We start from the raw sequence: 12901 nt of genomic DNA, 5'->3' as shown, positions 1-12901 counted from the left end.
AGATATACTAGATAAATCTCTTATTTAACACTACAAGATAAAGTTAAAAGTCATAAACAAAGTTTTGTAAAAACATATCTTATTAAGTTTTTATCCTTAACAAGGAAGTGATGCTTATTAAAAGATAAGCAGACGAGCTATTAGTACTGGTCAGCTAAAGGACTTTCATCCATTACACACCCAGCCTATCAAACACATAGTCTATATGAGCTCTTAAAAGAAGATTCATCTTGGAGTTGGCTTCCTGCTTAGATGCTTTCAGCAGTTATCACATCCCAACATAGCTACCGAGCGGTGCCCTTGGCAGGACAACTCGTACACCAGTGGTTGGTTCGACCCGGTCCTCTCGTACTAGGGTCAACTCTCCTCAATCTTCTTACGCCCACGGCAGATAGGGACCGAACTGTCTCACGACGTTCTGAACCCAGCTCGCGTACCGCTTTAAATGGCGAACAGCCATACCCTTGGGACCTGCTCCAGCCCCAGGATGCGATGAGCCGACATCGAGGTGCCAAACCTCCCCGTCGATGTGAGCTCTTGGGGGAGATCAGCCTGTTATCCCCGGGGTACCTTTTATCCTTTGAGCGATGGCCCTTCCACACAGAACCACCGGATCACTAAGACCGACTTTCGTCTCTGCTTGACGTGTATGTCTCGCAGTTAAGCTGGCTTATGCCTTTATACTCTACGAACGATTTCCAACCGTTCTGAGCCAACCTTTGTAAGCCTCCGTTACATTTTGGGAGGCGACCGCCCCAGTCAAACTACCCACCAGACATTGTCCTACTTGAGGATAACTCAAGCTAGTTAGCTATCAGAATAAAAAAGAGCGGTATCTCAACAATGGCTCACCATAAACTGGCGTCTATGGATCAAAGCCTCCCGCCTATCCTGCACATTTTTATCCCAATAGCAGTGTCAAGCTGTAGTAAAGGTCCACGGGGTCTTTCCGTCTTGCCGCGGGTAGGAGGAATTTTCACCTCCACTACAATTTCACTGGATCCCTCTTCGAGACAGCTCCCATCTCGTTACGCCATTCATGCAGGTCGATATTTAATCGACAAGGAATTTCGCTACCTTAGGACCGTTATAGTTACGGCCGCCGTTTACTCGGGCTTCGATCAAACGCTTCGCAGAGCTAACGTCATCAATTAACCTTCGAGCACCGGGCAGGCGTCACACCCTATACATCCTCTTACGAGTTAGCAGAGTGCTGTGTTTTTGGTAAACAGTCGGGAGGGACTCTTTGTTGTAACCTTCAATGCTTACGGAGTAAATCCTTCACAAAGTTAGGCACACCTTATACCGAAGATACGGTGCTATTTTGCAGAGTTCCTTGAAGAGAGTTCTTCCACGCGCCTTAGAATACTCATCCCACCCACCTGTGTCGGTTTACGGTACGGGCAACTATAACTAAACTTAGAAACTTTTCTTGGCTCGACAGTATCAAGAATATACGATCTATTCCGAAGAATTTCACGCACCCACTTGCCTCAGCTTAAAGGAATTCGGATTTGCCTGAATTCCAACCTACACACATGGACCAGCTATTCCATCCGCTGGCTCCTCTAACTCTAAGCGTCCTTCCATCGCACATTATAGTTGGCATTGGAATATTAACCAATTTTCCATCGCATACCCCTTTCGGACTTTGCTTAGGACCCGGCTAACCCTACGATGACGAGCATCGCGTAGGAAACCTTGGGTTTACGGCGTTGGGGATTCTCACCCCAATTATCGCTACTCATGCCTGCATGCTCACTTGTATTCGCTCCAGCACTCCTTACCGGTATACCTTCAACGCAAATACAACGCTCTCCTACCACTTAGTAAAACTAAGTCTAAAGCTTCGGTACTCATTTTAGCCCCGTTATATTTTCCGCGCAGAATCACTAGACCAGTGAGCTATTACGCTTTCTTTAAAGGATGGCTGCTTCTAAGCCAACCTCCTGGTTGTTTAAGTAACTCCACATCGTTTTCCACTTAAATGAGATTTAGGGACCTTAGCTGTTAGTCTGGGTTGTTCCCCTCTCGACGACGGATTTTATCACTCGCCGCCTGACTGCCATGATTATACACTAGGTATTCGGAGTTTGATAGGGTTTGGTACATTGGTGTATGCCCTAGCCCATTCAGTGCTCTACCCCCTAGTATTACTACATGACGCTATACCTAAATATATTTCGGAGAGAACCAGCTATCACGATGTTTGATTGGCCTTTCACCCCTATCCACAAGTCATCCCATAGCTTTTCAACGCTAGCGGGTTCGGTCCTCCACCGGCTCTTACACCGGTTTCAACCTGCTCATGGATAGATCACATCGTTTCGGGTCTGCAACGTCTGACTAAACGCCCTATTAAGACTCGCTTTCGCTACGGCTCCGGGTTTCCTTAACCTCGCCAGACATCACAACTCGCAGGCTCATTATGCAAAAGGCAGTCCATCACCCTGATAAATCATAGGGCTCTGAATGATTGTAAGCAAATGGTTTCAGGTTCTATTTCACTCTGATCACCTCAGTTCTTTTCACCTTTCCCTCACGGTACTTGTGCACTATCGGTCTAGTAGTAGTATTTAGGGTTGGATAGTGGTCTACCCAGCTTCAGACAGAATATCACGTGTTCCGCCCTACTCAGGATACTGCTAAGTAAAACAAAGCTTTCATATACGGGGGTATCACCCTCTGTGCCTAACCTTTCCAGGTTGTTCTATTAGCTAAGTTTAGTCTATAATGCAGTCCTACAACCCCACTAGTAAACTAGTGGTTTGCCCTCTTACGCGTTCGCTCGCCGCTACTAGCGTAATCTCTTTTGATTTCTTTTCCTGAGGGTACTAAGATGTTTCAATTCCCCTCGTTCGCTCCGTTATACGGTAACTAATATCTCTATTAGTTGGGTTGCCCCATTCAGAAATTCCCGGATCAAAGCCCCTTGACGGCTCCCCGAGACTTATCGCAGCCTGGCACGTCTTTCATCGCCTCTACTAGCCAAGGCATCCACCACTTGCTCTTTGTAGCTTACCTTTTCTATATTAGATTATTCTAATTCGCATCACTTCCTTGTTAAAGATAACTTTATGTTACTACATTTAAATTCTAACTCTCAAGACGGAAAGCATTGACTACTATTTAGATAAGTTTTAAATCCTAAATAGATTGTGATGTCAAACTTTTGCATTAAATGCAAAGAGAATAGAAATTTAAATCTTTAACAAGTCCTGTAAAATTGTTTTTAAAACTTGCTTGTGACTATTAACAATATTAATTAAAAGAACATTTAGACTTCGCAGACTAGCAAGCTAGTCTTTACGACCAAAGAGTTACACCCTTTGGAAACCCCTAAAGCACAAAGTTGCTTTCGGCAACTTCGTAATCAATAAAGATTAAGACGTTTAAAAGTCTAAAGTAAATGTTTTTAAAAACACTTAATATAGACTTTTAGTGTTAAACTATTTTATGGTGGAGAATAGCGGGATCGAACCGCTGACCTCCTGCGTGCAAAGCAGGCGCTCTCCCAGCTGAGCTAATTCCCCAATTAAATTCTCTGGTGGGCCTAACAAGACTTGAACTTGTGACCTCACCCTTATCAGGGGTGCACTCTAACCAGCTGAGCTATAGGCCCCTATAGGTCTATCAATCTTTCAAAACTAAACAAGGATGATTGAGAATATCTTTCTTATAGATATCTTGTGAGAGAATATCTATATGTACTCTAGAAAGGAGGTGATCCAACCGCAGGTTCTCCTACGGTTACCTTGTTACGACTTCACCCCAGTCGCTGATTCCACTGTGGACGGTAACTAATTTAGTATTCCGGCTTCGAGTGAAATCAACTCCCATGGTGTGACGGGCGGTGAGTACAAGACCCGGGAACGTATTCACCGTAGCATGGCTGATCTACGATTACTAGCGATTCCGGCTTCATGGAGTCGAGTTGCAGACTCCAATCCGAACTGGGACATATTTTATAGATTTGCTCCATCTCGCGATATTGCTTCTCATTGTATATGCCATTGTAGCACGTGTGTCGCCCCGGACATAAGGGCCATGATGACTTGACGTCGTCCACACCTTCCTCCTCCTTACGAAGGCAGTCTCATTAGAGTGCTCAGCCGAACTGTTAGCAACTAATGACGTGGGTTGCGCTCGTTGCGGGACTTAACCCAACATCTCACGACACGAGCTGACGACAGCCGTGCAGCACCTGTCTTAACATTTCTGCAAGCAGACACTCTTCTATCTCTAGATGATTTGTTAGATATCAAGTCCGGGTAAGGTTCTTCGCGTATCTTCGAATTAAACCACATGCTCCACCGCTTGTGCGGGTCCCCGTCTATTCCTTTGAGTTTTAATCTTGCGACCGTACTCCCCAGGCGGTATACTTAATCCGTTAGGTGCATTACTGCCAAGACTAGCTTAGCAACAACTAGTATACATCGTTTAGGGCGTGGACTACCAGGGTATCTAATCCTGTTTGCTCCCCACGCTTTCACGCATTAGCGTCAGTTGAGTTCCAGCAGATCGCCTTCGCAATGGGTATTCCTGGTGATCTCTACGGATTTTACCCCTACACCACCAATTCCATCTGCCTCTCCCTCACTCTAGATTATCAGTTTCCCAAGCAGTTCTATGGTTAAGCCATAGGATTTCACAAGAGACTTGATAATCCGCCTACGCGTCCTTTACGCCCAGTGATTCCGAGTAACGCTTGCACCCTCCGTATTACCGCGGCTGCTGGCACGGAGTTAGCCGGTGCTTATTCGTTAGGTACCGTCATTGTTCTTCCCTAACAAAAGGAGTTTACGCTCCGAAAAGTGTCATCCTCCACGCGGCGTTGCTGCTTCAGGGTTTCCCCCATTGAGCAATATTCCCTACTGCTGCCTCCCGTAGGAGTCTGGACCGTGTCTCAGTTCCAGTGTGACTGATCATCCTCTCAGACCAGTTATGCGTCATAGCCTTGGTGAGCCATTACCTCACCAACTAGCTGATACAATATAGCCTCATCCTACACCGAAAAACTTTCCCTATCTAACTTATGCTAGAGAGGAGTATAGAGTATTAGCAGTCGTTTCCAACTGTTGTCCTCTAGTGTAGGGCAGATTAGCTATACATTACTCACCCGTGCGCCACTAACTCATAAGAGCAAGCTCTTACTTGTCCGTTCGACTTGCATGTATTAGGCACGCCGCCAGCGTTCACTCTGAGCCAGGATCAAACTCTCCATATTAATTACCTATCTAATAGATAGGATTTTTATTATGAAGTTTTTAATCAAAAAAACTTTTAGTTTTTATATTAGTTTGTCTAATCTATTATTTAATCATAATAGACTGGCTCAATCGATCACTTGTTTAGATTTCAAAGATTGACTAATAGTTTAACAATTGTAAGTTAAAAGAACAACGATAAGAAAAAGGCTTTATTAACGTTGAAGTTAAAGGTGGTTTCTCGTTTCGTGAGCTGGAATTATATATGAGGGATGCTTAAATGCAGATTAAAAAATAGCAGCTTTTTGAAAAAAATCAAAAGCTCAAAATTTAATCAAATTTAACTATTTTCTTTTATGGATGCAAAGCCACTTTCTTTTTCTATAGTAATAGTTGTTTGATTGCCGCGTTTATCAGTTATTGTTATACTGCAATCTTTTTTAAGAAGTCTATCATAAGGACGTTTTGCTCCTCCAGAAGTAGTACTTGCTACTCTCATAGGGCGACCCATTTCATCAAAAATTATAGTTTGCATTCCAATGCAACCATCCTTAAAATCAACCGATGTTATACCAAATCTTTTTCCTAAATTTAATTCCTTATTTATTTTTTTACAAGCATCTGTTGATATTCCACTCCAGCCTCCACTAAGGAGTTTCCCGCTTTTATAGATATCGTTTGCTACTTCTCTTTCCGAATTTATATTTCCATTTATACTTTTGTCAAAAAAAACACTATACTTCCAAGTCTTAACTCCTAGTTTATCTATAGAGCATTCCTTTAGACTAGTTTCATTAAATGTTATTCCCCATCTCAACTTAAACCATGGCTTAGACTGATTGCTAATAAAATTTTCATATTTATCATCCTGCATAGCTAGGTGTTGGGTGTATCTTATATGAGTTAGGATCTGATTTGCCGCTTCTCTTGAGGCATTTCTGTTTAGTTTTGGGATCATAATGGCAGCTAAAATTCCAACAACAACAATAACAAAAATAAGCTCTATCATCGTAAAAGCTCTTTTTTTCACAGCTTATCGTTCCTTGATATTGAAATTTGCAACTACTTTTCCCATTTTTTCTATACTAAATTTCGATTTTTCATCTAAATCGGCACTTGCTAATAAATTTTTAGAGTAGCTTTTTGTTTTTATCCCATAAAATTTAAGCCTAAGCGCAAGCCTTGTATCTTCAGTCGTTATGTCCTGCACTCCAGCCTCTTTTAGCTTATCTGCCAGCTCTTTTGCTACATCAAATTTATATGTGAGATGTTTTGTAGGATCGCTTAAAAAGAGGTAAAAAATTTGATTAAAAATGATCGCTGACCAGTTAAATATCAAAAAGAGCATCACTAAGCTAGTGCAAATTTTATGGCCTTTTCTAAATTTTGGCAGCCTCACGCGATATGAGTTAAAAAAAACTCTTACCATAAGTGGCGTTGCGATCACGCAAAATGGCAAGAACTGCTCAAGCTCCAGCCTTTGGCGCACAGAGACTATCATACAAAAGCAAAATGAGCAAATGGCGATAAACCACAAAAGATCCTTCTTCTCCTTAACCCAAATTCTATAAATCGTATATACAAAAAAGATAAAGACAAATGGCGAAAATACAGCGGCAAATATGCCAAAAGTATCGATAAAATGCCCACTTGGTCTGCCATTTGTTTCAAAGCCAAAAAAATAAAGTGTCAGCAAAAATAAAATGGCACTGAGCCAAGCAAGTGGCGGCTTTCTTTTGTAAAGTGCAAATATAAAAAATCCTGCATAAAATATCAAGAAATCGCCATCTATAAAAAAGGCTAGGCAGAAAAAGATGCCAAATAAAATTTTCTTTTTAATATGAAAAAGATATATACACAAAAGCGCTAGAGTGATGCAAATTCCAGCGTTGTTTATGATAAGGGCTGAAGCTAGCGTGCCAGGAAGTAGCACAAAAAGTAGGACCGCTATGATCCTGTCAAACTCGAGCTTAATGTAAAATTTACTCACCTTATACATCAAAACCACGCTTGCGATGTGAAAAAAGATCATCACGCCTCGCACAGCAAGATCATTTTGACCAAAAAAATGGGTGCTTAGCTTTAAGATGTAGCTTAGAAGGCTGTGCTTTTGAAAGAAAATTTCAGCCTCGTTGTAGCTTATACTAAGAGAATTTGCCGCATAAAGTAGAAAAACAAAATCAATCAAACATATCAAAAATACGCTAAAAGCGATGTGTCTGCTAGCAAATTCTCTAACTCTTTCTAACAAATTTAGCCCTTAAATATGTATATCCCAGAAAAACTCAACCCAGTCATGAGCCTCTTTTACCTTAAATTCAGGCAAAAGCAGAGCCTTTTCTTTGTAAAATACAGTCGCTATCTTTATATCTAAATTTGGATAGCGTTTAAGCAGCTCTCTTTTTATCTCGACCATGCTCTCGCCGCTATCGATGATATCATCAACAAGCAAAATTTTCTTATACGCGCTAAGATCTGGCACGTTAAAAATTTGTATCGTATCAAGCTTGTTTGTATCCTCATAGTGGATAGAATTTAAGGTAAATAAATTTCTATTTTCAAGCGCAACAGCTAGCGAGTGGCCAAGCGTTAAACCACCTCTTGCCACAGCTAGTATTACCTCTGGATCAAACTCATCTTTTATCTGTTTTGCCATCTTTTTGGCATCAACGGCAAATTCATCGTAGCTATAAAATATCATCTTTAATCCTTATCAATGCACTAAAAATACGATAAAACTAATAAGCGCTAGCACGACTACGCCTAAATTTATATCGCTAAATTCTCTCTTTATGAGCTTAACTATGACGTATGACATAAAGCCAAATGCAAGACCGTTTGTGATCGAGTAAGTAAGCGGGATGAGCACAACTATGAAAAATGTCGCAACGCCGATGGCTGGATCTTTGAAATTTATGCTAGCAAGCTCGGCAAACATAAGCACGCCGACCATTACGAGGATCGGATAGATGGCGTTGCCAGGGATCGCTTTAAAAAGTGGCAACATAAATAGTGTAAGTATGAATAAAAGTCCGCAAAATACAGCTGTTAGACCAGTCCTACCGCCCTCTTCTACGCCGCTTGCGCTCTCTACAAACGATGTGGTCGTACTTACACCTACAAGCGAGCCAGCTGCAGTAGCAACGGCATCAGCTTCAAGAGTTTTTTCAAGTTTTACGACGCCATCTTTTTTGTTTTCGTCAAATATCCCAGCCCTCGTGCCAACGCCAGCTAGCGTGCCTATCGAGTCAAAAAGATCAGTCACAAAAAATGTGATAATAACCGGTAGCAAGGCTAGGCTAAAGGCACCTTTTATGTCAAGCTCTAAAAATATCGGCGAGATAGAGGCTGGAGTTGAGAAAATTTCTGTTGGATGAGGAGCGATGCCAAGCACCCAAGCGATCACTGAAGTGACAAGCACTGCCAGGATAAACGCGCCCTTTATCTTCCATGCCCAAAAGCAAATAACCAAAAATAGCCCCAAAACGCCAAGAAGCACGTTTGGATCTCTGAAATTTCCTATGCCAACCAAAACTGCGTCGTTATTTACGATAAAGCCCATTTGCTGAAACGCGACAAAGCTAATAAACGTGCCTATGCCAGCGCTTATCGCTCTTCTTAGATCAAGCGGGATGGATCTTATTATCCACATTCTAAAATTTGTAAAAGACAAGACGACAAATATCACGCCGCTTAGAAAAACAACGCCAAGAGCCGTTTGCCAAGGCACTTTCATACCTATGCAAAGACCAAATGTAAAATAAGCGTTAAGCCCCATGCCAACGCTCATCGCAACTGGTGTGTTCGCCCAAAGACCATTTAATATCGTAGAAAATATGGTAATTAGCGCAGTTGCAGTGATGAGTGCCTCATAAGGCATGCCAGTTTTGCTCATAATGATCGCATTTACCGGCACAATATACATCATCGCCAAAAATGTCGTAAGTCCCGCTCCAAATTCCTGCTTCACACTCGTTTTGTTTTGTGCTAAGTCAAAAAATTTCACCCCAAGCTCCTTTAGTAAATTTTAAGTTCGTTATATAGGCTATCACGCTCAACCGGCGTAAAACCAGATGTTTTTATGAGATCGCAAAATGTCTTTAGTGTGACGCCATTTGCGCTATTTGCGCCTGCTGCACTCTGGATACTCTCTTTTTCTATCGTGCCATCAAGATCATCAGCGCCAAATTCCTGAGCGATCATCGCTAAATTTAGCGTCGAAGTAGCCCAGTACGCCTTTATATGTGGGACGTTATCAAGCACCAAGCGAGATATCGCCATAGTCTTTAAAATTTCAGCTGATCCTAGAAATTTAACATCTTTTAAGTAGTTGTTTTCTCTTTGATAGACAAGCGGGATAAATGCGTTAAATCCGCCAGTTTCATCCTGCAAGTCCCTGATTCTTAGCATGTGATCGATCCTGTTATCGCGGCTTTCTATGTGGCCAAAAAGCATTGTTGCATTGCTTTGTCTGCCTTTATCGTGCCACATTTTGTGGATCTTTAGCCAGTTCTCGCTACTTACCTTGCCTTTGCAAATTTTAGCCCTGACCTCTTCGTCAAAAATTTCAGCCCCACCCCCTGGCATGCTATCGACGCCGTATTCAAGCATCTTTTCTATCACCTCATCGTAGCTTAAGCCGTAATGCCTTGATAAAAAATCAATCTCAGCCGCCGTCATCGCCTTTACGTGAAGCTCTGGATGAGCTGCCTTTATCTTTTTAAAAATTTCTAAATACCACTGCCAACCGCTAGTTGCATTGTGAGCGGAGACGATGTGTATCTCTTTTACACCGTGGCTCACGCTCTCATCAACGATCTTTAAAATTTCTTCGTGGCTCATTAGGTATGGATTTGGATTTTTTCTGTGGGCTGAAAATGCGCAAAATTTACAGATGTCAGCACAGATATTTGTTGGATTGATATGGCGATTTACGTTAAAAAAGACCTTGTTGCCGTGCAGTTTTCTGCGCTTTTTGTCGGCAAATTTAGCCAAGGTAAAAAGATCAAGCTCATAAAGCGAAAAAGCCTCTTGCTTGCTTAATCTCTCGCCACTTTCTAGTTTTTGTAATAGATTCATTATTTATATCGTCCTAAAGCTGAACTTAAGGCTTTATTATAAGCAAATAAAGCTTTGTTTTTGCAAAAATTATGTAACATTTGCCAAGATATTTTTAACAATGGAAACACTAAATGCTAGCTGATAAAAGTGCCAAAAATAGCGATAATTATTCAAGGATCAAAGAGAAATTTCTTGATTTTAAGGCAAATTTGCCAAAACATTTTCAAAAAAACCAAGGCAGAAATTTCACAAATTTCTTAGCCAAAGAGTATGATGATTTTATAAAAACTTATTTAAATGAAACTATGCGAGAATTTTTTGATGAGTTTGTACCACAAAACGACAGCTTTGCTTTTAGCGTTCTAGCCACTGGCAAATACGCTCAAACGCTGCTTAGCGCAAATAGCGAGCTTGAAATTTTACTAGTTTATAAAAATTTAAAGGGCTATAATATAAAAAATTTCTTAAAAGAATTTTCTGAAATTTTAGATAGCTCTGGCATGAAATTTGTGATAAAAATTGCCGAATTGGATGAAATTTTTATAAATTTCAAAGATGACCTTAAATTTAAAAGCGAAACCTCGCAACTTCGCTACATCTGCGGCTCAAAAAGCCTCTACCGCTTAGTCAAAAGCGAGATCATAAAGATAAAAGAATTTGATAAAAAAGCCTTTTTAAACTACCATTTAAAGGCATTTTTGCCATTTTCTAGCATAAGCTACTTGACGCAAGAGCCAAATTTAAAAAGTGGCTTTGGCGGGATCGATGAAATTTACCGCTTAAACTGCATACTAAACTGCCTTGATAGCGACGTTTCAGTTAGATCGCAAGCTCTTAAAGTGATGAATGAAAAAGAGATCGCTAGTTTTAATCTAAATGTGGATTTTTTACTAAGCTTGCTAAGTGCTTTAAATTTAACTCAAAACACCGATACTTTCAGCGCTTCAAGTGTCGAGATCACGACAAATTTCATGCAGACAAAGTCCAAAAAGCTGCAAGACAACGAGAGCGTCATCAGCCAAAAGATGCTAAGCTCGATGAATAACGTAGCCATTTATTCAAGATTTATCGCAGCTTCGCTTTGCAGGCCATTTTTCAAAAGCGAGCTAAGCTTCGTTCAAAGAAAATTTGCTAGGCTAAAAAATGGCTTTTATGAGATAAATGGCGTCATCTACGTGCCACTTCACAAAAAGCCAGCGCTCATCGAGCATCTCATAAATGAGCTTTTAGAGCTAAAAGATGTGGATTATAAATTTGATATAAGCGCGATCTTTTATATCAAGCGAGCCATCATCACAAAAGATGGCTTAGAGCGCGCTATCAGCGAGTTTAAGAAGATATTTTTAAGAGAAAATTCCTACGCCATTTTAAAATCCTTGCTCGATGCGCAGATGATACAAATTTTGATAAAACCGATGGAGCACATCTCCCAGCTAGCAGAATATGACGGCTATCACGAATTTACGGTTGATGAGCATAGTATCTTAAGTGTCAAATTTCTTGAAAATATAAAAGATAAATTTATAAAAAATCTCTATGCTGAGCTTTGCTTAGAGGGCAAAACGATGCTTAAGATCGTGACGCTTATGCATGACGTTGGCAAAGGACTTGGCGGCAAAGATCACGCAAATATCGGCGCAAACATCTTTAGAGCCTATGCCAACAAGCTAAATTTAAGCCAAAAAGCTATCAACATCGGCGTCATCTTGATAAAATACCACACCCTAATGAGCAACGTCTCAAACAGAGAGGATATCTACTCACAGCGCGTCATCTTTGCCTTTATCTCGAAGCTTGGCGACAAGCAGGTCTTAAAGCTACTTTACATCCTTAGCTACTGCGTGATAAACGCCACAAACGAGAGGCTTTACAACGCCTACACAGCAAAGCTTTTAAGAGAGCTTTATGAAATTTCTCTTAGCGCATTTAGCGATGAAAATTTACTTGATGAAGCGACAAGGCGAGTAAAAAAAGAGCAGTCTATAAAGCGAAATAGCGAGTTTTTAGCGCTTGAGCCAAAGCTGCAAGAGAAAATTTTTAAGATCACATCAAATTTAGTCTTTACAAAATATAGCGCGAGCGAGATCATAAATTTAAGCAAAGTGGCTGATAGCTTAAACGAAACCGAAATTTTCATAAACAATAGTAAAAATTTAAGCATTCAAATTTATACAAACAAAAGCCTAAATTTAAGCGCCCTGCTCTATGAATTTGCCAAATTTGACCTTGCGTATATGGAGATATTTGAGCTTTTTGAGAAAAAATTTTATATCAGGCTTGACTTTAACCAAAATGTAAAAAATCATGAGCTTGAAAACACTAAAATTTTAGCCCTAAAATCCCTGAATAGCGAGGTTTTAAGAGAGCCTTTGAAACCAAATATTAACAAAGATGAGATAAACTTCGAGCTAAATCACTCAAAAGATTACGCCAAACTTAGCATCAACGCAAAAGATCAGCGCGGGCTAATGGCTTATGTGATGAGTGTTTTTGACAGGCTTCATTTTCAAGTCACGAGTGCTAGAATTCAGACGGTTAAAAATAGAACTAGAAATCTCTTTTTGATCGAGAAAAACGAGCGACTTGAGAGTAAAGGCGAAGAGATATTAAATTTATTAATAAGCGAGTAAAAC

At 40.6% G+C, this 12901-nt stretch carries 6 protein-coding genes, 2 tRNA genes and 2 rRNA genes; 1 reads left to right on the top strand and 9 read right to left on the bottom strand.

What is annotated here, in order from left to right; all coding sequences use genetic code 11:
- Window positions 1–120: 120 nt before the first annotated feature.
- The 9 genes from CVT07_RS03340 to mqnE form a co-directional block, all read right to left on the bottom strand.
- Window positions 121–3024, bottom strand: a 23S ribosomal RNA gene (locus CVT07_RS03340).
- A gap of 433 nt (window positions 3025–3457) precedes the next feature.
- A tRNA-Ala gene (locus CVT07_RS03335) sits at window positions 3458–3533 on the bottom strand.
- Between the two features lie 12 nt (window positions 3534–3545).
- A tRNA-Ile gene (locus tag CVT07_RS03330) sits at window positions 3546–3622 on the bottom strand.
- Window positions 3623–3716: 94 nt separating this feature from the next.
- Window positions 3717–5227 (bottom strand): 16S ribosomal RNA (locus CVT07_RS03325).
- The 16S and 23S rRNA genes sit together here with 2 tRNA genes alongside, the layout of an rRNA operon.
- Before the next feature lie 320 nt (window positions 5228–5547).
- The gene (locus tag CVT07_RS03320; RefSeq protein ID WP_103650489.1) at window positions 5548–6237 is read right to left on the bottom strand and encodes a pilus assembly FimT family protein; all 690 of its coding nucleotides are present in this window, start codon (window positions 6235–6237) and stop codon (window positions 5548–5550) included.
- A 3-nt stretch (window positions 6238–6240) separates the two neighbouring features.
- Window positions 6241–7458 (bottom strand): ArnT family glycosyltransferase, encoded by a 1218-nt coding sequence (locus CVT07_RS03315; RefSeq protein ID WP_103650488.1) that lies wholly within the window; start codon window positions 7456–7458, stop codon window positions 6241–6243.
- Between the two features lie 9 nt (window positions 7459–7467).
- Window positions 7468–7908, bottom strand: coding sequence for a phosphoribosyltransferase (locus tag CVT07_RS03310; protein WP_103567855.1), 441 nt, complete (start codon window positions 7906–7908; stop codon window positions 7468–7470).
- A gap of 12 nt (window positions 7909–7920) precedes the next feature.
- The gene (locus CVT07_RS03305; protein WP_103569335.1) at window positions 7921–9213 is read right to left on the bottom strand and encodes an NCS2 family permease; all 1293 of its coding nucleotides are present in this window, start codon (window positions 9211–9213) and stop codon (window positions 7921–7923) included.
- An 11-nt stretch (window positions 9214–9224) separates the two neighbouring features.
- The gene (gene mqnE / locus CVT07_RS03300; RefSeq protein WP_103650487.1) at window positions 9225–10289 is read right to left on the bottom strand and encodes an aminofutalosine synthase MqnE; all 1065 of its coding nucleotides are present in this window, start codon (window positions 10287–10289) and stop codon (window positions 9225–9227) included.
- 110 nt (window positions 10290–10399) lie between these two features.
- Here mqnE and CVT07_RS03295 point away from each other — a divergent pair, with 110 nt between their 5' ends.
- Window positions 10400–12898, top strand: coding sequence for an HD domain-containing protein (locus CVT07_RS03295; RefSeq protein ID WP_107937246.1), 2499 nt, complete (start codon window positions 10400–10402; stop codon window positions 12896–12898).
- Window positions 12899–12901 lie beyond the last annotated feature (3 nt).

Origin of the sequence: Campylobacter concisus, from assembly GCF_003048875.2 — a bacterium.
GTDB classification, from domain to species: domain Bacteria; phylum Campylobacterota; class Campylobacteria; order Campylobacterales; family Campylobacteraceae; genus Campylobacter_A; species Campylobacter_A concisus_AU.
The sequence above is the reverse complement of the archived record's forward strand: the minus strand, read 5'-3'. Positions and strand labels throughout refer to the sequence as shown.